This is a genomic window from Variovorax sp. P4_B10 (assembly GCF_056402375.1).
In genome coordinates this window covers 53,146-75,233 of the sequence record NZ_JBFUHN010000028.1, presented here as the reverse complement: position 1 = coordinate 75,233, position 22,088 = coordinate 53,146, and the positions used below count along the sequence as shown (strand labels likewise).

At 66.6% G+C, this 22,088-nt stretch carries 20 protein-coding genes and 1 pseudogene; 18 read left to right on the top strand and 3 right to left on the bottom strand.

The genetic code is table 11. From position 1 onward, the window contains the following. The first annotated feature begins 359 nt into the window (after window positions 1-359). Window positions 360-989, top strand: a complete 630-nt coding sequence (gene coq7 / locus AC1DXX_RS15140) for a 2-polyprenyl-3-methyl-6-methoxy-1,4-benzoquinone monooxygenase (RefSeq protein WP_478135017.1) — start codon at window positions 360-362, stop codon at window positions 987-989. An 11-nt stretch (window positions 990-1,000) separates the two neighbouring features. Here coq7 and AC1DXX_RS15135 read toward each other — a convergent pair whose 3' ends face one another. After that, on the bottom strand, window positions 1,001-1,450 hold the full coding sequence (locus AC1DXX_RS15135; protein WP_478135023.1) for an OsmC family protein: 450 nt from the start codon (window positions 1,448-1,450) through the stop codon (window positions 1,001-1,003). A 263-nt stretch (window positions 1,451-1,713) separates the two neighbouring features. Between AC1DXX_RS15135 and AC1DXX_RS15130 the strand changes: the two genes are divergently transcribed. Then, window positions 1,714-2,946, top strand: a complete 1,233-nt coding sequence (locus AC1DXX_RS15130) for a porin (RefSeq protein ID WP_478135022.1) — start codon at window positions 1,714-1,716, stop codon at window positions 2,944-2,946. 91 nt (window positions 2,947-3,037) lie between these two features. On the opposite strand, the gene AC1DXX_RS15125 is transcribed toward AC1DXX_RS15130, so the two are convergent. After that, the gene (locus AC1DXX_RS15125; RefSeq protein WP_478135016.1) at window positions 3,038-4,168 is read right to left on the bottom strand and encodes a hypothetical protein; all 1,131 of its coding nucleotides are present in this window, start codon (window positions 4,166-4,168) and stop codon (window positions 3,038-3,040) included. 74 nt (window positions 4,169-4,242) lie between these two features. On the opposite strand from AC1DXX_RS15125, the gene ilvA reads away from it, so the two are divergent. Beyond that, a complete protein-coding gene (gene ilvA / locus AC1DXX_RS15120) occupies window positions 4,243-5,826 on the top strand; it encodes a threonine ammonia-lyase, biosynthetic (RefSeq protein WP_478135021.1) in 1,584 nt (527 codons plus the stop codon). A gap of 12 nt (window positions 5,827-5,838) precedes the next feature. Here ilvA and AC1DXX_RS15115 read toward each other — a convergent pair whose 3' ends face one another. Then, window positions 5,839-6,465: a type II secretion system protein N gene (locus AC1DXX_RS15115; RefSeq protein ID WP_478135015.1), complete on the bottom strand. Its 627-nt coding sequence runs from the start codon at window positions 6,463-6,465 to the stop codon at window positions 5,839-5,841. A gap of 49 nt (window positions 6,466-6,514) precedes the next feature. Between AC1DXX_RS15115 and gspG the strand changes: the two genes are divergently transcribed. The 15 genes and pseudogenes from gspG (at window position 6,515) to AC1DXX_RS15040 (ending at window position 22,079) form a co-directional block, all read left to right on the top strand. Beyond that, window positions 6,515-6,955, top strand: coding sequence for a type II secretion system major pseudopilin GspG (gene gspG, locus AC1DXX_RS15110; protein ID WP_478135014.1), 441 nt, complete (start codon window positions 6,515-6,517; stop codon window positions 6,953-6,955). Beyond that, the gene (locus AC1DXX_RS15105; protein ID WP_478135013.1) at window positions 6,930-7,400 is read left to right on the top strand and encodes a GspH/FimT family pseudopilin; all 471 of its coding nucleotides are present in this window, start codon (window positions 6,930-6,932) and stop codon (window positions 7,398-7,400) included. Before gspG ends, AC1DXX_RS15105 begins: the two co-directional genes overlap by 26 nt. Beyond that, window positions 7,397-7,771 carry a type II secretion system minor pseudopilin GspI gene (gene gspI, locus AC1DXX_RS15100; RefSeq protein ID WP_478135012.1) on the top strand — a complete coding sequence of 125 codons (375 nt, stop codon included), beginning with the start codon at window positions 7,397-7,399 and terminating at the stop codon, window positions 7,769-7,771. The genes AC1DXX_RS15105 and gspI overlap by 4 nt, the downstream gene beginning before the upstream one ends. Window positions 7,772-7,776: 5 nt before the next feature. Then, window positions 7,777-8,466, top strand: a complete 690-nt coding sequence (locus tag AC1DXX_RS15095) for a PulJ/GspJ family protein (protein ID WP_478135020.1) — start codon at window positions 7,777-7,779, stop codon at window positions 8,464-8,466. Further along, the gene (gene gspK, locus AC1DXX_RS15090) at window positions 8,463-9,464 is read left to right on the top strand and encodes a type II secretion system minor pseudopilin GspK (RefSeq protein ID WP_478135011.1); all 1,002 of its coding nucleotides are present in this window, start codon (window positions 8,463-8,465) and stop codon (window positions 9,462-9,464) included. Before AC1DXX_RS15095 ends, gspK begins: the two co-directional genes overlap by 4 nt. Window positions 9,465-9,591: 127 nt before the next feature. Next, complete coding sequence (gspL, locus tag AC1DXX_RS15085) at window positions 9,592-10,803, top strand: type II secretion system protein GspL (RefSeq protein WP_478135010.1); 1,212 nt, start codon at window positions 9,592-9,594, stop codon at window positions 10,801-10,803. Continuing rightward, complete coding sequence (gene gspM / locus AC1DXX_RS15080; protein ID WP_478135009.1) at window positions 10,800-11,336, top strand: type II secretion system protein GspM; 537 nt, start codon at window positions 10,800-10,802, stop codon at window positions 11,334-11,336. Before gspL ends, gspM begins: the two co-directional genes overlap by 4 nt. A gap of 10 nt (window positions 11,337-11,346) precedes the next feature. Further along, window positions 11,347-12,147, top strand: coding sequence for a type II secretion system protein N (gspN, locus tag AC1DXX_RS15075; RefSeq protein WP_478135008.1), 801 nt, complete (start codon window positions 11,347-11,349; stop codon window positions 12,145-12,147). 5 nt (window positions 12,148-12,152) lie between these two features. Next, entirely contained in the window at window positions 12,153-14,453 is a 2,301-nt protein-coding gene (gene gspD / locus AC1DXX_RS15070) for a type II secretion system secretin GspD (RefSeq protein WP_478135007.1), read from the top strand. 49 nt (window positions 14,454-14,502) lie between these two features. Then, window positions 14,503-15,894: a GspE/PulE family protein gene (locus tag AC1DXX_RS15065; RefSeq protein WP_478135006.1), complete on the top strand. Its 1,392-nt coding sequence runs from the start codon at window positions 14,503-14,505 to the stop codon at window positions 15,892-15,894. Window positions 15,895-15,916: 22 nt separating this feature from the next. Continuing rightward, window positions 15,917-17,155 carry a type II secretion system inner membrane protein GspF gene (gene gspF, locus AC1DXX_RS15060; RefSeq protein ID WP_478135005.1) on the top strand — a complete coding sequence of 413 codons (1,239 nt, stop codon included), beginning with the start codon at window positions 15,917-15,919 and terminating at the stop codon, window positions 17,153-17,155. 25 nt (window positions 17,156-17,180) lie between these two features. Beyond that, window positions 17,181-18,080, top strand: a complete 900-nt coding sequence (locus AC1DXX_RS15055) for a 5'-nucleotidase (protein ID WP_478135004.1) — start codon at window positions 17,181-17,183, stop codon at window positions 18,078-18,080. 284 nt (window positions 18,081-18,364) lie between these two features. Further along, window positions 18,365-18,553, top strand: a complete 189-nt coding sequence (locus AC1DXX_RS15050; protein WP_478135003.1) for a hypothetical protein — start codon at window positions 18,365-18,367, stop codon at window positions 18,551-18,553. 26 nt (window positions 18,554-18,579) lie between these two features. After that, a pseudogene (locus tag AC1DXX_RS15045) lies at window positions 18,580-20,661 on the top strand (phosphocholine-specific phospholipase C); the annotation flags it as partial. Between the two features lie 515 nt (window positions 20,662-21,176). Beyond that, window positions 21,177-22,079: a LysR substrate-binding domain-containing protein gene (locus AC1DXX_RS15040; protein WP_478135002.1), complete on the top strand. Its 903-nt coding sequence runs from the start codon at window positions 21,177-21,179 to the stop codon at window positions 22,077-22,079. Window positions 22,080-22,088 lie beyond the last annotated feature (9 nt).

Sequence of the window (22,088 nt, the reverse complement as noted above, 5' to 3'; positions counted from 1 at the left end):
CAGTGTGACGGACGACTGAGCCGAGGCAACACCGGCAACAGCCAGGGCAGCCAGAGCAACTAGAGATTTTTTCATTGCAAGTTTCTCCAAGGTTAAACATAGGGCTCCGGTGCGAAGGGCTCACCGTGACTGGCACTTTTTTGTGCTCCCACCGGACCCCGGGCCAACCTCCTTTTGGGAAGTTGTTGCTATTGCACCAGAGCCGCTGCGGCAGGGCAAAACAAATCGCCCGAAATCTTGGATGGCTCGCGCGTTTCGTTGCAGTCCTGCAACAAAGGACTTAGCCCATCTGTCACACCACAATGTGAAACAAGACCGCCGGTTCTTGCAGCTTTCCGGGGGTGCGTTCAAATAGGCGCATGACGTTCCTGCTAGACCCCGCCCTGACCGCAGCAGATGCGGCATTGCGCACGCTGTTTGCCCGCCCGCACGCCACCCGGGCCATGCCCCTCCCATCCCAGACGCCCGGCGCCATGGACGAACGGGAGCGGCGCGACGCCGGCGCATTGATGCGCGTGAATCACGTGGGCGAAATCTGTGCCCAGGCGCTCTACACCGCCCAGGCCGCCGTGGCACGCGATCCGGCCCTGCGCGCCCAATTCATCGAGGCTGCACATGAGGAGACCGACCACCTGGCCTGGACACGACAGCGATTGGATGAACTCGGCGCACGGCCTTCGCTGTTGAATCCGCTCTGGTACGCCGGGGCTTTCGGACTGGGCCTCATCGCCGGGCGCCTCGGAGATCCGCTCAGCCTGGGTTTCGTTGCGGAGACCGAGCGTCAGGTGGAGGCCCACCTCGACAGTCACCTGGATCGGCTTCCGCCGTCCGACAGCGCCTCCAGGGCCGTCGTCGAACAAATGAAGCTCGACGAAGCGCGCCATGCGACGCAGGCCGTCGATGCCGGTGCGGCCGAGTTGCCGGCACCCGCCAAGGCCCTGATGCGCCTGGCCTCTCGTGTGATGACCACCCTGGCGCACCGAATCTAGGGTGCGCGACCTCAGGTTTCGATCAAATCGAAGCTGGTGGTGATCTCGGCCGTCTTCGCCAGCATGATGCTGGCCGAGCAATAGGTTTCGTGGCTCAGCGCAATCGCGCGCTCCACCGCGGAGGCCGGAATCCCCTTGCCCGCGACGGTGAAATGCATGTGGATCTTCGTGAAGACCTTGGGGTCCTTTTCCGCGCGCTCGCTGGTCAGCTTGACGCTGCAGCGCTCGACACGATGGCGCCCACGCTTCAATATCAGCACGACGTCGTAGGCCGTGCAGCCGCCCGTGCCGGCAAGCACCGTCTCCATCGGCCTCGCCGCGAGGTTTTGACCGCCGCTCTCCGGTTTGGCCGCGTCGGGCGCACCATCCATCATCAGGACGTGGCCACTGCCCGTTTCGGCAACGAATCCCATGGCCGAACGCGTTCCCGCGTCGCCGGTCCAACTCACTGTGCATTCCATGATTCTTCGGATTCCAGTCAGGATGGCTGGCAAAAAGCACATGCCAGCATCAATTTGTGTGGGAAAAGCATCACTCGCTTGTTGCAACGCAACAAACAGTCGATATACTTTATTTCATCGCGCAAACGTATGCGCACTCAGTTGTCTCCTCCACCCTTCCAATTGGTGGATTTAGCCCCGAGCTGCAAAGCTCGGGGCTTTTTTCTTTCCGATGCCCATGATGTCGGCGCCACTCTAGTTCCCACCGCGAAAGGGCAGTTGCTCTGGCTGCCCTGGCTGTTGCCGGTGTTGCCTCGGCTCAGTCGTCCGTCACGCTGTTTGGTGTGGTCGACGCGTCGATCAGCGGCTACTCGTCCACCTCGCGTGACCTGCACACTGGCGTCACGTACGTCAACGGTTTTCCGATCGCCAACCCGTTCTACGTGAATCAGGGCAGCGTCAAGGTCAGCCGCACCGCTCTGGCGAACTCGGGCTACAACTCCAGCCGTCTGGGCTTCCGTGGCACGGAAGACCTCGGTGGTGGCCTGGCAGCCAGCTTCTGGCTCGAAGCGCCGGTCACCAATGATGACGGCACAACCGGCGTCGCGACGTTCGCTCGTCGTTCGACTGTGAGCCTGTCGGGTGGTTTCGGTGAAGTCCGCCTCGGCCGTGACTACACCCCGACCTTCTGGAACGACACCGTGTTCGATCCGTTCGGCACCAACGGCGTGGGCGGCAACCTGATCTCGACGGCCAGCGGTTTCAACACCGCAGGCGGTACGGGCGGCTTCGGTGGCAACCCCAACTACGTTCGCGCCAGCAACAGCATCGGCTACTTTCTGCCGCCGAACCTGGGTGGTTTCTACGGTCAAGTGATGTACGCGTTCCACGAAAAGGACAAGTTCAGCCCCGGTACCGCTACGCCCGATGTTGCGAACAACTCGCGCACTGGTCGTTACGTCGGTGGCCGCTTCGGCTATGCAAATGGTCCTCTGGACGTTGCAGCGTCGTATGGCAGCAGCACCTCTGGCGACCAGTACTATGCTGGCACGACCGACTCGGTCAAGACTCTGAACCTCGGCGCTTCGTATGACTTCGGTCCCGTGAAGCTGTTCGGTGAAGTGTCGCGCGTCAAGGACACCCGCGACTACGAAAACGAACCGCTGTTCGGCACCGGCCGACCTGACGTGAGCCTGAAGGGCTACCTGCTGGGCGTGACCGTGCCCGTCGGTGCTGGCCTGATCCGCGCTGCGTACTCGAGAGTCAAGTACGACCTGAACACGGTCCAGCCGCTGTTTGCGTTCACGCCTGCTACGCCTGATCCGAAGGCCAACAAGCTGGCCATCGGCTATGTGCACAACCTGTCGAAGCGCACGGCTCTGTACGCGACGGTGGCCCGTGTGAGCAACAAGAACAATGCAGCCCTGACCGTTGGCGGCCCGGCGCTCATCAACACCAACGTCTTCACCCCGAAGACCTCGACCGGCTACGACTTCGGTATCCGTCACGCTTTCTGATCCCAGCCTGATTCTCATGCTGGCTCACGCCAGTTCGAATCGACAAAGCCTTCAGTCGCCCAGCTCACGCTGGGCGGCTTTTTGTTCTTTCTCAGCTCATCCGGCCACGCCTGCTTTGCAGCAGCCCCACGTTCATTTCTCCGCTCAGCACCGATGCGTAGAAACGCTCGACCATGTTGACGCTCGTTCGCGCATTGCGCGCCAAGGTCAGCATGTCGATCCCCTGCCCATACAGAAGCCGCAACGTGATTGCGGTATGGCGCAGGCAATACAGCGTCCTCGATTGACCCAGCGGCCCTTTTTCGAGCCCCGTCCTTTCGAGCACCCAGTGAAAGAAGAAGTTGAGCACCGCCAGTGCGTGCTCTCGATTTTTCAAGTGCGGCAGGAAGATGTAGTCCTCCGCCCCGCCAAAACCATGCTCACGGCGATAAGCGAGCAAACATTCATAAACCCGGACGGCCGGACACAAGCTCACGATGGGCTGGCTGTGCCGCTTGGTCTCCGGCAGGTTCATCCGCAGATAGACATGCTTGCCGCGCACGACCTCGATGTGCTTGTGCTTCATGAGCTTGATGTCGCTCGGACGAACGAAGGTGTTCACCATCCAGCGGATCAACCAGGGCAACTCGTCGGGCATGACGAGCAACTCGCGCGCAATCCAGAATCGCTCGCCAACCGACAGCCGATCGAGCACCGGATGCGAGTGCCCGCGCAAACCGCGCGCGGCGGCGACCAACGCCCGGTACTCCGTAACACTGAAACTGCCGCGCGGCTGACTGCGCACCTTGATCTTCGGAAACGCAGGTGCGTCACGCAGCACGCCGGTGTGCACGCCATGCATCACGACCTTGCGCAGCAGCACCAGGTACTGGGCAATCGTCGTGCTTGTGAAGCCTTGCGCTCCCAGGTGATCAATCAAACGTTGCGCATCGGCTGTCGCGAATGCTTGCGCAGGCAAATCGCCCAGCAGCGGAATGATGTGCGCGCGCAATCTGTTGCCCATCACCTGCCATGTGGGCCGTCCGATTTCGTTTCGCTGAACGCGTGCGGCCTCAGCTGTCATCAGCCCTTTGGAAAGGTCACTGACACAGACTGATAACAAATTTTGCTCAATTGTTATTTGATTGGCGGGCGCATGAATCGCGGAATAGCTGCGCGTTAAAAACCCCGAATCATTCGCTGCCGGGGCTCTGGGAAAGAGAGTTATGACATTTGTGTCCATGTCTTCTCTCGTAAGCAATCCCAATGCCTCTTATCATCAACAGTTAGCAAACGAAAACTCCCTTGAAAAAAATCATGCGCGATGCGCCTCTTCATTCGGCGTTGACGCCCGCCGACTATCTCAGAAAAATTCTCAACGCCCGGGTTTACGACGTCGCCGTCGAGTCCGCGCTGGAGAAAGCACGCGCACTCAGCGAGAGGCTCGGCAACACCGTGCTGCTCAAGCGCGAAGACCAGCAACCGGTGTTCAGCTTCAAGCTGCGAGGCGCGTACAACAAGATGGCGCATCTGAGTGCTGCGCAATTGGCGAGCGGCGTGATCTGCGCATCAGCAGGCAACCATGCGCAAGGTGTTGCGCTTGGCGCGCGCAAGCTCGGCACACGCGCAGTGATCGTCATGCCGGTGACCACACCCAAATTGAAAATCGACGCCGTGCGCGGATTCGGCGGCGAAATTGTTTTGCATGGCGACAGCTATTCAGACGCATACCTGCACGCGCTCGAATTGCAGAAGCAGCAGAACCTGACCTTCGTTCATCCCTTCGACGACCCGGATGTCATTGCAGGCCAGGGCACCATCGCCATGGAAATCCTGCGGCAGCACCAAGGCCCGCTCGATGCAGTCTTCGTTGCCATCGGCGGCGGCGGATTGATTTCCGGCGTGGCCAATTACATCAAGGCCGTTCGTCCCGAGATCAAGGTGATCGGCGTCCAGATGAACGACTCCGACGCAATGATGCAATCGGTCGCAGCGCAGCAACGCGTGAACCTGCCCGATGTCGGCTTGTTCTCCGACGGCACCGCCGTCAAGCTGGTCGGCGAAGAAACCTTCCGCATTGCCAAGGAACTGGTCGACGAATTCATCGCCGTCGACACCGACGCCGTGTGCGCCGCCATCAAGGATGTGTTCGTGGACACGCGCAGCATCRTCGAGCCGGCAGGTGCGCTGGCGGTCGCGGCGATCAAGCAGTACGTGGCCGGGCACGGCCGCCATGGCGAAACCTACGCGGCCATCCTGTGCGGCGCCAACATGAACTTCGACCGGCTGCGCTTCGTGGCCGAGCGCGCCGAGGTCGGCGAAGAACGCGAGGCTCTGTTCGCCGTCACGATCCCTGAAGAGCGCGGCAGCTTCCGCCGCTTCTGCGAACTGGTCGGCGAACTGCCCGCCAACGAACCGGACTCGGCCGGGGGCGCACCGCGCAACGTGACGGAGTTCAACTACCGCATCAGCGACGCGGCCAAGGCGCACGTGTTCGTCGGTCTCACGACATCGGCGCGCGGCGAGTCGGCCACCATTGCCCAGAACTTCAGCGACCATGGCTTCGACGCGCTCGACCTCACGCACGACGAGCTCGCCAAGGAGCACCTGCGGCATCTGGTGGGCGGACGCACGGGCCTCGCGCACGACGAGCGCCTGCTGCGCTTCGTGTTCCCCGAGCGACCCGGCGCGCTGCTCAAGTTCCTGAGCCTGATGCGGCCGAACTGGAACATCAGCCTCTTCCACTACCGCAACCAGGGCGCCGACTACGGGCGCATCCTCGTGGGGCTGCAGGTGCCGGCCGGTGAAGCTGCGGCCTTCGATGCGTTCCTCGAAAACCTGGGCTACCCCTACGTCGAGGAAACGGCCAACCCGGCCTATCGCCTGTTCCTGCAGGCCTGAAGCGCGGCCAGACTACTGCGCGGCACCCGGTGCCGGTGCCTGCCCTTGCGGCGGCGCCATCTCGGGCGGGGGTGCCGGTGGCGCCACCACGGCAGGCATGGTGGACGGCAACAGCCCGGCCGGCCGCTGCGTCGGAACCGGCGCCGGCGAGACGCCCGTGATCGGCGGCGGCGGGAGGCCGACACTGATCGGCGCACGCACCGGCAACTGCAGCGTGAAAGCCGCCGGTCCATCGACCTGGGCACCGAGCGTTGCCGCCCGCACACCCACCGACTGCAGCACGTAGTTGTCGCCGACACGCGAGCCGACGCGGAACGGCCGGGGCGGCTTGCCATCGATGGCGATCAATGCAGCGCCCTGGTTCGAAGGGTCGGCCACCACGCCCACCAGCGCGAAGCGGCTGGCCGCCTCGGGCGCCGCAGGCGCGGTGTTCTGCACGGAGACCACGCCGAGCAACCGCCCGACCGCCTCGGCGTCGGCCGAGAACGAGGGCCGCGGCATCGCCGCAGCCGCGGCCACGGCATCGGTCGGCGATGCCAGGCGCAAAGCCCAGAACACCGCGGCGCCGGCGGCCAGCGCCCAAAGCCCCGCCGTTGCAAGTGGGGCATGCCAGCGGGCGGCGGAGTAAGGACTTGTCATGGGCGCGGATTATCATGCAGCGCGCTTTCCGAATCATGTCGCCCAACCTATGAACAAATTCCTTCGTGCCGCCTCCCGAACCGCCCAGCGCGGCTTCACGCTGATCGAACTGATGGTGGTGCTGGTCATCATCGGCGTGCTGGCCGCGCTGATCGTGCCGAACGTGATCGAGCGTGCCGACGATGCCCGCGTGACGGCCGCCCGCACCGACATCAACAACCTGATGCAGGCGCTCAAGCTCTACCGCCTCGACAACCAGCGCTACCCGACGGCCGAGCAGGGCCTGCAGTCGCTGCTGACGCGCCCGACCACCGGCCCGGCCGCGCCGAACTGGAAGCCGTACGTCGAGAAGCTGCCCAACGACCCCTGGGGCCATCCCTACCAGTACATGAACCCGGGCATCAAGGGCGAAATCGACGTGCTCTCGTTCGGCGCCGATGGTCAGAACGGCGGCGAGGGCAAGAATGCCGACATCGGCAGCTGGCAGTAGCAGCCGCACCGCGCGCGGCTTCACGCTGCTTGAGCTGATCGTGGTGATCGCGATCATCGCGATCGGCACCGCCAGCGTGAGTTTTGCAATGCGCGACAGCCAGGCTGCCAAGCTCGACCGCGAGGCCGACCGGCTCGCAGCCCTTCTCGAATCCGCCCGCGCCCAGTCGCGGGCCAGCGGCGTCGCGGTGCGCTGGCGGCCGGTCGAGGGCAGCTTCGTCTTCGACGGCCTGCCGGCCGATGCGCTGCCCAGCGGCTGGGTCGCGGAAGGCATCACCGCCCAGGCCTCGCTCGCCAACGGCACCCTGGTTCCCGCGTTGCAGCTCGGCCCCGATCCGATCATCGCCGCGCAGCAGATCACGCTCTACTCGGCCGGCCCGCCCGCGCGCTCGCTGCGCATCGCCACCGACGGGCTGCGCCCCTTCACCGTCTCGCCCGTGCCATGAGACTGCGGCGCGCGCCGGCCGCGAGCGGCTTCACGCTGATCGAAGTGCTGATCGCGCTCGGCATCGTCGCGCTCGCGCTGGCGGCGGGTTCGCAGGCCACGATGTCGCTCACGCGCAACGCGCAGCGCCAATCCGACCTGGTGCTGGCCGACCTGTGCGCGGCAAACGAACTCGCCAAGGCCCGCCTCGCGCGGCAGATGCCCGCCGTGGGCGACTCGGGCTCGATCTGCGTGCAGGCCGGCATCTCGTTCAACGTGACGACCTCGACCGTGCCCACGCTCAACCCGAACTTCCGGCGCGTCGACGTGCAGGTGCGCGACGAGGTCAACTCGCCGATCCTGCGCATTTCGACCGTGGTCGGCCGCTTCTGATGAAGATGCAGCGCGTCCATCGCCGCAAAGCCCCGCATGGCTTCACGCTGATCGAGCTGCTCGTGGCCATTGCGGTGATGGCCCTGCTCTCGCTCGTGAGCTGGCGCGGACTCGACAGCATGTCGCGCGCCACCACGCAGAACCAGCAGCGCGCCGACGCCATCCTGACCCTGCAGGCCACGCTCGCTCAATGGGGCGCCGACCTCGACGCCGTGACTTCGCTGGCGCAGACCCGCCCGATCGACTGGGACGGCCGCGTGCTCCGGCTCACGCGCCGCGGCAGCGACCCCTCCGCGCCGGCGATGCTGGTGGTGGCCTGGACGCTGCGGCCCGGCGCCGACGGCGCTCGCTGGCAGCGCTGGCAGTCGCAGCCCTTCACCACGCGCGGCGAATGGCAGCAGGCCTGGAACCTTGCCGCTTCCTGGGCGCAGGACGGCAGCGCGCAACCGGGCGGCTACACCGATGTCGCGCTGATGCCTGCCATCAGCTGGCAGCTCTACTACTTCCGCGAGAACAGCTGGGTCCCGGCCAGCTCGCTGCCCGCCGTCCCCGCCAATCCGGCCAACCCCGCGGGCCCCGTCGTCAACATGCCCGACGGCGTGCGCCTCGTGCTCAGCCTGCCGCCCGGCGACGGGCTGTCGGGCACGCTCACGCGCGACTGGGTCAAGCCGACCGTGGGGGCGCCGCGGTCATGACGAAGCGCGCTCCCGCATTCATGAACCGCGCGTGCCGCCAGTCCGGCGCCGCGCTGCTCGCCGCGATGCTGACGGTGATGCTCGTCGCCACCTTCTCCGCCGCGGCGCTGTGGCAGCAGTGGCGCGCATCGGAAGTCGAAGGCGCCGAGCGCGCGCGCGTGCAGGCCGCCTGGGTGCTGATCGGCGCGCTCGACTGGTCGCGCCTGATCCTCGGCGAAGACGGCCGCACGGGCGGCCCCGACCACCTGGCCGAACCCTGGGCGGTGCCGCTCGAGGAAGCGCGGCTCACCAGCTTCCTGTCGGCTGAAAAGAACGTGGCGAGCGACAACCTCGAGGGGCTGCCCGACGCCTTTCTCTCGGGCCGCATCGTCGATGCGCAGTCCAAGCTCAACGTGCTGTCGCTGGTCGATGGCGGCAAGCCGGTGCCGGCGAGCGTCGCCACCTTCACCCGGCTCTTCAACCTGCTGGGCCTGCCGGCCTCGGAACTCAGCCAGATGACCGCGGGCCTCGTCAGGGCGTTGTCTACCGGCACCGACGAGGCGTCCGGCGGCGATTCGGGCAGCGCGCCGCTGATGCCGCAGGAGGTCTCGCAACTGGTGTGGCTCGGGCTCTCGCCGTCGACCGCCAAGACCCTCGAACCCTACGTGACCATCCTGCCCGTCCGGACCACCCTCAATCTCAACACCGCGAGCGCCGAGGCCATCAGCGCCAGCCTGGAATCGCTGCCGATCGCAAGCGCACGGCAGGTGGTGGAGCGGCGCACCCGCTCCTATTTCAAGAGCATCGAGGATGCCAATCAGGGACTGCCCAGCGGCGGCTCCCGGTTCAACGCGACCCAGCATGGCGTGGGCACCCAGTACTTCGAGGTCTACGGCCGCCTCCGGCTCGACCGCACCTGGGTCGAGGAGCACTCGCTGCTGCAACGCAACGGTGTCACGGTGACGACGATCTGGCGCACCCGCGGCGCCGGCGCGACGACCACTCCGGCCAAACCCTGAGCCCGGTTTACCGATATTTGACAAAAAAGCCTTATAACGCCCGTCATACCTGTCGACCATGCTATTCAAATAATAGCGGTTGTCTGTAAGACGCCCACCTACAATCACCGGCTTTTCCGACACTCCCATGACCCCGCTGCTGCTCATTGCCCCCCTCCCTCCGGCCGACGCCGCGGGTGAGTACGACTGGGCCCAGGCAGGCGACGACGGCATTGCATTGCGCAACCAAGGCCGTGCGCTGCTGGCGCTCCTGCCCTCGAGCACCGAAGTCACGCTCGGCATTCCTTCCTCGGCGCTGTCGTGGCACCGCGTCACGCTGCCCAAGGGCAGCATGGGCAGTGCATCGAAGCTGCGCGCGGTGCTCGACGGCCTGCTCGAAGAACACCTGCTCGACGACCCCGAGGCCCTGCACTTCGCGCTCGAGCCCGACGCGAAGGCCGGCGGACCGGTCTGGGTCGCGGCCTGCAACCGCATCTGGCTGCGCAGCATCGTGCAGGGACTCGAAGCGGCCGGGCGGCGCGTCGTGCGCATCGTTCCCGAATTCGCGCCTCAGCCGGCCGACAGCCCGCCCCTGTTGCAGGTCACCGGCGAACCCGAGGCGCCGCAGCTCACCGTCTGCGATGCCGATGGCGTGGTCTCGCTGCCGCTGGCCGGCGCCGGACTGGCCTTGTCGGGCAGCCTGCCGCTCGACACCGCTGTCATCACCACCGAGCCCGCCGTTGCCGAAGCGGCCGAGCACCTGCTCGAACGCCGCGTGCCCATCGTGCAGGCGCCGCAGCGCTGGCTGCAGGCTGCGCGCACGCCCTGGGAGCTGGCGCAGTTCGACCTCGCCGCAACAGGCCGCGCACGCGCCGGCAAGAAATTCGCCTCGGTGCTCCAGACCCTGCGCTACGCGCCCGAATGGCGCGCCGCGCGGTGGGGTGTCGTCGCCCTGCTGCTGACCCAGCTGATCGGCCTCAACGCCTGGGCCTGGAAAGAGCGCAACGCGCTCGAATCCAAGCGCCAGGCCGCCAAGGGCATCCTCACCCAGACCTTTCCCTCGGTGAAGATCGTGGTCGACCCGCAACTGCAGATGACGCGCGAAGTCGCCGCGCTCCAGCAGGCCGTGGGCGACGTCGCCGCCAGTGACTTCGAACCCATGGTCGGCGCACTGGCCACCAACCTCCCTCCCGGCAGAACACCCATGGCCGTCGACTACAGCGCCGGCCAGCTGCGCCTGCGCGGCCTCGGGCTGCAACCCTCGGAGGTTTCGCAGATCACCGGGGCGATGGCGCCGCGCGGCTACAACGTGCGCACCGAGGGCGATCTGCTGCTGGTACAGGCCGAGGCCAACCGATGAACTTCAGCGAACAACTCAAGGCCCGCTGGGCCGCCCTCGCGATGCGCGAGCGCCGCATGGTCGGCGCGGCCATCGCGCTCGTGGCACTGGCCTTGCTATGGTGGATTGCGCTCGCCCCCGCGTTGCRCACGCTGGCCGCGGCACCGGCCGAACACGCGCTGCTCGATGCGCAACTGCAGCAGATGGCCACCTTGCAGAACCGCGCGAAGGCGCTGCAGTCTCAGCCCCGGCTCGCCCGCGACGACGCGCTGCGCGCCCTCGAAACCTCGGTGCGCGAAGGCCTGGGCACCACCAATGCCCAGCTCATGACGGCCGGCGGCGACGGCGCCACCGTCACGCTGCGCGCCACGCCCGCCAGCACGGTCGCCCAGTGGCTCGCGCAGGCGCGCGGCAATGCCCATGCGGTGCCGCGCGAAGTCCACCTGACCCGCGCTCCCTCCACGCCGCCCGCTCCGGGCAGCAAGGACGCCCCGCAACTCCCGCAGGTTCGCTGGGAGGGCACGCTCGTCATGGCCCTGCCCGCCCCCCGATGAACAGCCCGGCATGGTGACGCGCGCCCCGATCTCCGAGTCCAGGCCGCGCCGCGGCTGGCGCTGGGCCCTGCTCGGCATCGTGGTCGGCGCGGTGCTGGCCGTGGTGTTGTTCGCACCCGCGCGCTGGCTTGCCTCGGCGCTGTCGAACTGGAGCCAGGGCCGGCTGCTGCTGGTCAATCCGCGCGGCACGGTCTGGAACGGCACGGCGGCGGTGGTGCTGGCCAGCGGCGCCGGCGGCGCGCAGGCGGTTTCGCTGCCCGGCCTGCTGCACTGGCGCATGCGGCCGAGCTGGAGTGGCATGTTCGCTTCGCTCGACCTGCCCTGCTGCGCGGCACGGCCGGTCGAACTCAAGGCCAGCCCGCGTGCCGGCGGCATGCAGCTCGACTGGCAGGACGCCCGCTCGCGCTGGCCCGCCACGCTGCTCACCGGCCTGGGCGCACCGTGGAACACGCTCAAGCTCGAAGGTGCGCTCGACCTGTCCACCAAGGCCTTCTCGATGCAGTGGGACGGCCCCGTGCTGCGCATCGCGGGCCAGGCGACGCTCGATGCCACCGATGTTTCCTCCAGCCTGTCGACCCTGCGGCCGATGGGCAGCTACCGGCTCACGCTCGAAGGCGGCAACCGCCCCACGCTGCTGCTCAGCACCCGCGAAGGCAGCCTCGAGCTGAACGGCAGCGGCAGCTGGAACGGCACCGCCTTCCGCTTCAACGGCGAAGCCAGTGCCGCGGCCGGCCGCGAAGATGCTCTTTCCAATTTGTTGAACATCATCGGACGGCGCGACAACGCGCGTTCGATCATCACCCTGGGTTGATCATGATGAAGTCCCCCTCCTCGCCCAGCGCCCGCCTCGGCATCGTCGCACTCGCGGCGCGCATGCTGATCGCGGCGTCTTTCCTGCAGGTCATGCCGCCGGCGTTGGCGCAAGGCGAGGCACCGCGGCGCGGCGAGCCCATCACGCTCAACTTCTCCAACGCCGACATCGAGGCCGTGGCCCGCACCATGGCGGTCGTCACCGGGCGCGACGTGGTGGTCGATCCGCGCGTCAAGGGCACGATGAACCTGGTCACCGACCGCGCCATCGCGCCGGCCGCGGCCTTCAACCAGTTTGCCTCGGCGCTGCGGCTGCAGGGCTTTGCGGTGGTGGAGGCCGACGGCCTCTACAAGGTGGTACCCGAAGCCGACGCCAAGCTGCAGAGCAGCACGGTCAACACCTCGATCGGCGCCACGGCTTCGTCGGGCAGCAACCAGATCGTCACGCAGATCTTCCGGCTCAACTACGAGTCGCCGAACAGCCTGCTGCCGGTGCTGCGCCCGCTGATCCCGCCCAACAACACCATCAACGTGAACCCGGGCAACAACTCGCTCGTGATCACCGACTACGCCGACAACATGCGCCGGCTGGCCCGCATCATCGCGGCACTCGACGTACCCAATGCGTCCGACATCGAGATCATCCAGCTCAAGCACTCGGTGGCCACCGACATGCTGCCGCTGATCACCCGGCTGGTCGACGGCAGCGGTTCGGGCGCAGCAGGTGCCGCCGCGCCGGGCGCGGTCGATGCGTCGTTCCGCACCACGCTGCTGGCCGATCCGCGCAGCAACTCGCTGATCCTGCGCGCGGCCAATCCTGCACGGGCGCAGCTGGTGCGTACGCTGGTCGAGAAGCTCGATCGAGCGCCCACCGAGAGCAGCAACGGCGCCGCCGGCAACATCTACGTGGTCTACCTGAAGAACGCCGACGCGGTGCGGCTGGCGGCCACGCTGCGCGCCGCGATGGCGGCGGGCCAGCAGTCCACCACGCCGGGTGCGCAGGGTGGTGGTGCCGGCGGCGGCGGCAGCCCGGTGCCACAGCAAGCCAGCCTGCCGCAAAACATACAGACCGGCATGGGCGGACAAGCCGGCTCGGCGGCCGCCAACGCGCCGCTGAACAACGCCAACCAGCCCTCGACCGGCGGCCAGATCCAGGCCGACCCGTCGACCAACTCGCTGATCATCACGGCGCCCGAGCCGCAGTACCGGCAGATGCGTGCGGTGATCGACAAGCTCGACGGCCGGCGCGCGCAGGTCATGATCGAGGCGCTGATCGTCGAGGTCAGCGCCAAGAAGGCCGCGAACTTCGGCGTCCAGTGGCAGAGCGCGCTGGGCAACAACGCAGTCATCGGCACCAACTCCAGCCTTGCCAGCGCCAACATCCTGGCCCTGACCCAGGCGCTGGCCACGCGCGACGTGGCCAATGTCCGGCCGTCGACCGGCCTGAACCTCGCCCTCGCGGGCAAGATCGGCGGCCAGTACATCCTGGGCGCCATCGCCAACTTCTTCAACAGCGACGGCGATGCCAACGTGCTCTCGACGCCCAACCTGCTGACGCTGGACAACGAAGAGGCCAAGATCGTGATCGGCCAGAACGTGCCCTTCGTCACGGGCCAGTACGCGAGCACCTCGGGCTCGGTGGGCATCAACCCCTTCACCACGGTGGAACGCAAGGACGTCGGTCTCACGCTGCGCGTGCGCCCGACCATCAACGAGAACGGCACCGTGAAGATGACCATCTTCCAGGAAACCTCGACGGTCGACCAGAACACGGCCAAGGACGCCAACGGCCCCACCACCAACAAGCGTTCGATCGAGTCCAGCGTGCTGGTCGAGGATGGCGGCCTCGTCATGCTCGGCGGCCTGCTGTCGGACAACTACAGCAACACGATCGAGAAAGTACCGCTCGCCGGTGACATCCCGGTGTTCGGCAACCTGTTCAAGAACGAGATCCGCTCGCGCGACAAGAGCAATCTCATGATGTTCCTGCGCCCCGCGGTAATGCGCGACGGCGCGGCAACCGAGGCCTTTGCCTACGACCGCTACGACGAGATCCGCGGCATGCAGCAGCGCACGCAGCCGAGCACCGACAACATCATGCTGCGCGGCGTCGACTCTGCGCCGGTGCTGCCGGAAGCGCCGCCCGCGCGCTCGGACAACCGCACCACCGTCACGCCCCGCTTCGGTGGCACGCAGCTCATTCCGCCGCCGCGCCCCGCCGAAGACACCCGCACGCTGCGCCCGAGCCCGCTGCGCGGCGCCCTGCCGCCCACGGCCGATCCGGTCAGCGCGCGCGAACTGCCTTGATGCGCCCGCTCCTCATTTCCTCACCGAACACGCCCCGCTGACCCCGCCCATGCGCTATCCCCTGCCCTATGCGTTCGCACGCAGCCAGCAACTGCTGCTCGAGGAAGCCGACAACGGCCGCTACACGCTGTGGATGTCGGCCCATCCCGCCCGCAGCGCGGTCGGCGAGGTGTCGCGCAAGTACGGCGTGCAGGCCTTCGAGGTGCTGGCCGACGGCCCGCTGGCGCAGCGCATCAGCGCGGCCTATGCGCAGGGCGAATCGAGCGCCGCCGCGGTGGTGAGCGAAGTGCAGAGCGACGCCGACCTGTCGCGCATGATGCAGGAGCTGCCGGCGGTCGAAGACCTGCTGGAAAGCGCCGGCGACGCGCCCATCATCCGCATGCTCAATGCGCTGCTCACGCAGGCCGCGCGCGACGGCGCCAGCGACATCCACATCGAGCCCTACGAGCGCACATCGTCCGTGCGCTTTCGCATCGACGGCACGCTGCGCGAGGTGGTGCAACCCAACCGCGCGCTGCATGCGGCACTGATCTCGCGCCTGAAGATCATGGCCGACCTCGACATCTCCGAGAAACGGCTGCCGCAGGACGGACGCATCTCCCTGCGCATCGGCACGCGCGCGGTCGACGTGCGCGTCTCGACGCTGCCCAGTGCCCACGGCGAACGCGCCGTGCTGCGCCTGCTGGACAAGAGCGAATCGAAGCTCACGCTCGAATCGGTCGGCATGCAGGGCGACACGCTGTCGCGCTTCGAGAAGCTCATCACGCAGCCGCACGGCATCATCCTCGTGACGGGCCCGACCGGTTCGGGCAAGACCACCACGCTGTATGCGGCGCTCGCGCGGCTCGATGCGAGCCGCAGCAACATCATGACGGTGGAAGACCCCATCGAGTACGAGCTGCCGGGCGTGGGCCAGACACAGATCAACGCCAAGATCGAACTGACCTTCGCGAAGGCCCTGCGCGCCATCCTGCGGCAGGACCCGGACGTGATCATGATCGGCGAAATCCGCGACTTCGAAACCGCGCAGATCGCCATCCAGGCTTCGCTCACGGGCCACCTGGTGCTCGCAACGCTGCACACCAACGATTCGGTCAGCGCCGTCACGCGTCTCACCGACATGGGCGTCGAACCCTTCCTGCTGAGTTCCTCGCTGCTGGGCGTGCTCGCACAGCGCCTCGTGCGCAAGGTCTGCACGGTCTGCACGGGCGCCGGCTGCGATGTCTGCGGCCAGACCGGCTACCAGGGCCGCACCGGCATCTTCGAATTGCTGGTGGCCGACGAAACCGTGCAGGGCCTGATCCACAGCAAGGCGGCCGAGAGCAAGCTCCTCGAAGCCGGCGCTCGCGGCGGCCTGCGCCTGATGCGCGAAGACGGCGAACGGCTGGTGCAGGCCGGCATCACTTCGCGCGCCGAGCTCGTCCGTGTGACGCGCGACTAGCCGCAACCACCCGGCGCTCCCCATGCCCGCCTATTCCTTCGAAGCCATCGATGCCAGCGGCCAGTCGCGCGAAGGCGTGCTCGAGGCCGACACCGCGCGCAGCGCGCGCAGCCTGCTGCGCGCGCAGGCGCTGATCCCGCTGTCGGTCACGCCGGTCGGCAGCGACCACATCAACGGCACCGGCGAGCGCAGCGGCCTCAGCCGCTGGCTCGGCGGCGGCAAGCGCGTCTTCAATTCCACGGGCCTTGCCGTGTGGACCCGCCAGCTTGCGGGCCTCGTCTCGTCGGGCCTGCCGCTGGAGCGCGCGCTGACCGCGCTCACGGACGAAGCCGAGTCCGAGCCGCAGCGCAACCTCGTCGCTTCGCTGCGCGCCGAGGTCAACGCAGGCTCGCCTTTCGCGCGCGCACTGTCGGCGCATTCGCGCGAGTTCTCGCCCATCTACACCGCCGTCATCGGCGCCGGCGAACAAAGCGGCAACCTCGGCCTCGTGCTCGACCGCCTGGCCGACGATCTCGAGGAACGCCAGGCGCTGCAGCAGAAGCTGATCGGCGCGGCGCTGTATCCGGCCATCGTCACGCTGGTGGCGATCGTGATCGTGATCTTTCTCGTGAGCTACGTGGTGCCGCAGGTGGCACAGGTGTTCGCGGGCACCAAGCGCTCGCTGCCTTTCCTCACCACCGTCATGCTCTCGCTGAGCGCGGGGGTGCGCAACTACGGCTGGTGGATGCTGTGCGGCGTCGTGCTCGCGGCCATCGGCGTACGCCTGGCGCTGGCGCAGGAAGCGTTCCGCCTCAAGTTCGATGCCGCATGGCTCAAGCTGCCGCTGGTCGGCAAACTCGCGCGCGGCTACAACGCGGCGCGTTTCGCCAGCACGCTCGCGATGCTGGCCACCGCCGGCGTGCCGATCCTGCGTGCGCTGCAGGCGGCTGCCGAAACGCTGGGCAACCGCGCGATGCGTGCCGATGCACTCGACGCGCTGGTGCTGGTGCGCGAAGGCGCGCCGCTGGCCTCCGCACTCGCGCAGAAGAAACGCTTTCCGGGCCTGGTCTCGATGTTCGCGCGCCTGGGCGAACAGACCGGCACGCTGCCCCTGATGCTGCAGCGCGCGGCCAACCAGCTCGGCGCCGAAGTGCAGCGCCGCGCGATGCACCTGGCGACCATCCTCGAGCCGCTGCTGATCGTGGCCATGGGCGGCGTGGTGATGTTGATCGTTCTGGCCGTGATGCTGCCTATCATCCAGCTCAACCAGTTCGTCAAGTGACACCCGCCAGAAAGCACGACGCATCATGCCGGTAACGCTCGAAGACAAACTCGTGGTCGCGATCTCCTCGCGGGCGCTGTTCAACCTCGAAGAAGAAAACAAGATCTTCGAGGCCGGCGACAACGAGGGCTACATGAAGCTGCAGCTCGACCGGATCGACGTGCCGGCCGCGCCCGGCATCGCGTACTCGCTGATCCGCAAGCTGCTGCGCTTCAATGAAGACGGCGTGCAGCGCGTCGAGGTGGTGATCCTCTCGCGCAACGACCCTGTCTCGGGCATGCGCATCTTCAGGTCGAGCGCGGCGGCCGACATCAAGCTCCAGCGCGGCGTGTTCACCCAGGGCCGGCCGCCCTTCGGCTACCTGCGTCCGCTGCGCGCCCACCTGTTCCTGTCGGTCAATGCGCAGGATGTGCGCGAAGCGCTCGGCGCAGGCTTTCCGGCCGCGCGGGTGCTGGTCGAATCGGTGAAAGCCAGCGATGCCTGGCCCAACGAAGTGCGCATTGCCTTCGACGGCGATGCGGTGCTTTTCTCCGACGAGGCCGAGCGCGTGTTCCAGGCCGAAGGGCTCGACGCCTTCCAGGCGCACGAGCTCAGCAAGGCCGACCTGCCGCTGCCCGAGGGACCGTTCAAGCCATTGCTGATCGCGCTGCACCGCCTGCAGATGGCGGGCAATGCGCAGATGCGCATCCGCACCGCGCTCGTCACGGCGCGCAGCGCACCCGCGCACGAACGCGCGATCCGCACGCTGATGAAGTGGAACATCCAGGTCGACGAGGCCATGTTCCTCGGCGGCCTGCCGAAGGGCGAGTTCCTGCGCGAGTTCGAGCCCGACTTCTTCTTCGACGACCAGACCGGTCATGTCGATGCGGCCTCGCGGCATGTGCCCGCCGGCCACGTATCCAGCGGCATCAGCAACGAGCGCTGACCCCCAGGGCTGCGCGCACTTCGTGCCGCTTCGCCTACCCCCTTTGCAGGGGCAATGCCGGCGGCCCGGCGAAGCCGGTTCCGCGGTGTCTCCGGAACTCGGTTCCATCCTGTCTTGATGCCGTGAGATCGCGCGTCGTCACGCGCGCGTCTTTGCTTTGTCATCGCCCATTCATGGCTGCGTAACGGGTCCTTCTTAGCCTTGCTGTCTGTTCGGTGCGCCGTGCCCTTGAGGCACTTTTTTTTTGCCGCACCGGTTTCACCCCCACAACAGAGGACCACCTCATGCGACTTCTTACCCTGTCCGCGCGGCTTGCCCCCGCACTGATCGTGGCCTGCGCGCTTTCCGCCTGTGGCGGCGGCGGCAGCGGTGGTGGTTTCTTCAGCGGCTTTCCAGGCGCCGTGCCCCCCACGCCGGCCACGCCGGCGCCGCCCGACACCACCGTCAAGCCCGAGATGCGCTGCGCCCCCTGAACACCAAGAACCGCCAGAACAAGACAATGACCTCACGCCGCAAATTCCTCACGGGCACCGCCACCACCGGGCTCGCCGCTGCCGCTCTCTCCGCCTTCCCGCCCGGCATTCGCCGCGCGCTCGCGCTTCCAGCCAACAACGCCACCGGCACCATCAAGGATGTTGAACACATCGTGATCCTGATGCAGGAGAACCGCTCGTTCGACCAGTACTTCGGCACCCTCAAAGGTGTGCGCGGTTTCGGCGACCCGCGACCGATCGCATTGCCCAACGGGAAACCCGTCTGGTACCAGCCCAAGGGCAGCGGCTATGTCCTGCCCTATCACCCGGACGCCGGCAATCTGGGCTCGAAGTACATCTCTGGCCTGAATCACAACTGGGGCGACGGGCACAACGCGTGGAACAAGGGTCGATACGACGGATGGGTGTCGGCAAAGAGCGTTCGCACAATGGCCTACATGACGCGCGAGGACATCCCCTTTCATTTCGCGCTGGCCGACGCCTTCACGATCTGCGACGCCTACCACTGCTCACTGCTGGGACCGACCGACCCCAATCGCTACTACATGTTCAGCGGCTGCTGTGGCAACGACGGTACCAACGGCGCCACCGGTGGCCCGGACATCTCGAATGGCGAGACAGGCAACTACAGTTGGACCACCTATCCCGAGCGACTCGAGGCGGCAAGGATCTCGTGGAAGGTCTACCAGGACATCGGGACCGGACTTGATGCAAGTGGAAACTGGGGCTGGGTGGGCAGCAACGGCTTCATCGGCAACTACGGCGACAACTCGCTGCTCTATTTCAAACAATACCGTAGCGCCAAGCCGGGCGATGCGCTGTACGACAAGGCCCGGACCGGAACCAACATCGCCGTCAGCGGGACTCTCTTCGATCAACTCAAGAACGACGTCGCCAACAACACGTTGCCTCAGGTGTCGTGGATTGCCGCGCCCGAAGCCTACACCGAGCACCCCGATTGGCCATCGAACGGCGGCGCCTGGTACATCGATCATGTCTTGCAGGCACTGACCTCCAATGCGGATGTGTGGTCCAAGACCGTGCTGCTCGTTACCTACGACGAGAACGACGGCTCGTTCGACCACGTGCCGCCGCCCTTCGCGCCCTTCTCGGCGAGCCAGGGCCAATCCACGGTCAGTACCGTCAACGAATACCACACCGACAACCAACCTTTTGGTCTGGGAGTGCGCGTACCGATGCTCGTGGTTTCGCCTTGGTCCAAAGGCGGTTGGGTCAATTCCCAAGTATTCGACCACACGTCGATCATCCGTTTCATCGAAGCCCGGTTTGGCGTGCAGGAACCGAACATCTCGCCCTGGCGTCGCGCAGTCTGCGGCGACCTGAGTTCGGCTTTCAACTTCGCCAACCCGGACTCGGTCATTCCGGCGCTCTCGCCCACTGCGGGCTATGTGCCACCCACGACGAACCCTGGCAGCTACCAATCGCAGGTACCTGCGGTCCAGACGCTGCCACAACAGGAACCCGGTCAGCGGCCCGCTCGCCCGATACCCTACGAACTGTTCGCGCACGGCAGAACCGATGGCGCCGCCGGCAAGTATTGGCTCGACTTTGGCAACACAGGAGGCGTGGCCGCGGTGTTTCAGGTCTACGCCGGCAACCGTACGGACGGCCCCTGGGTGTACACCGTTGAAGCGGGCAAGAAGCTCTCCGACTACTGGAGCGCCGTTGCCGTCACGCAGGGAATCTACGATCTCAGCGTCTATGGCGCCAATGGCTTCCTGCGCCAGTTCAAAGGCAATGTTTCGACTGCGACCGCCCCAGGGCACGCCAATCCGGAAGTCGCGGCCTGCTACGACGTGACCAACCGCAACATCCGGCTGACGCTCAAGAACACGGGCGATACGCCATGCCAGGTGACGGTGGTCAATGGCTACGGCAGCGCGGCTTCCCGCAACTTCACATTGAGCGCTGGCGCCAGCGTCGACGATTACTGGGATCTGAGCACGAGCGACGGCTGGTACGACTTTTCCATCACCGCCAACACCGACTACAGCTTCTTTCGGCGCTTTGCGGGTCATGTCGAGAACGGCCGGTCGAGCAAGTCTGACCCGAAGCTGGACTCGACGCCACCGCCAGTGATTCCTCCCGACCCGACACCACCCGCTGTGGCCCCAACGCTCACGGCCTTGAAGACCAGCATTGCGGCAGGGAGCACCATTGATTTCGGCTACAGCGTTCCGGCAGAGAGCGTGAGCGCCACGAATTGGATCGGTGTCTTTCCGTCATCCAGCACAGTGGCCGATCAAGCGGGCTATCGCACATACAGCATCTATCAATACGCGACCGGCGCCAGCGGCCAAGTGACGCTGAAGACGGCGGCCCTTGCTGCAGGCTCTTACAAAGCCTGGTTTCTGGCCAACGATGGCTACGAGGCTCTGGCCGGGCCAGTGGCGTTTGTGGTGACTTGAGGCAATGCACGTCGTATGTCGCAACATCGCCAACGGCAATATCTCCCTGAGCATGCGCAGCGACGGCCCGCGGACCGTCACAGTCAACGGTGAGCGATCCGGCCATGGGCTTGCCCGACCTCTGAACCCGCATGCATGATGCCCCCGCGCCACGGAACGGCGCAGGGGATTTCATGCACGCCAAGGTCATTCGCTATTTCGTCGAGGTAGTTCGCGCGGGTTCGATCCGCAAGGCGGCCGAGCAGCTGCACGTGGTGCCCACGGCAGTCAACCGGCAGATTCTCAACCTCGAGGAAGAACTGGGCGCACCGCTCTTCGAGCGCATCCACAACACGCTCAAGCTCACGCCCGTGGGCGAGATCGTGCTGGCGCATGCGCGCGGCACGCTGCGCGAGTTCGACCTCGTGCGCCAGCGCATCGAGGCCATGCGCGGGCTGCGCCAGGGCGAGGTCACGCTCGCCACCACGGCCGGCCTGGCCGATGCCTTCCTGCCGGCCGTGGTGCAGCGCTTTCGCGAGGCGCATCCGGGCATCCAGCTCAAGCTGCTCGGCCTGCCGATCGCGGCGGTGCTGCGCAGCGTGAGCGAAGGCGATGCGGACCTGGCGCTGGCCTACGACGTGCCGGGCACGGCGGGCTTTCGCACCCTCTTCACCAGCGAGTGGCCCATCGGCGCGGTGGTGCCGGCGGGCCATCCGCTCACCGAGCACGCGACCACGGTGCTGGCCGAATGCGTGGGCTACCCACTGATCCTGCCCGCGCCTTCGCTGTCGATCCGCCCGATCCTCGATGCGGCGTTCGGGCGCTCGGCCATCAGCGTCTCGCCGGTGATCGAGACCACCTCCACCGCGCTGATGCGCCGGCTGGTGCGCCAGGGCGGCGGCATCACGCTGCTCAACCGGCTCGACGTGGACGAGGAGCGGCAGGACGGCTCGCTGGTCTTCATTCCGCTGCGCGACGCCACGCTGCGCGCCCAGACGCTCACGCTCGAGACCCGGGCGGCCCAGGTGCCGAGCCCCGCGGCCGAGCTGTTCGCGAACCACGTCGTCGCGTGCCTCGACGAACTGCTGGCACCGTGACCCCACCGC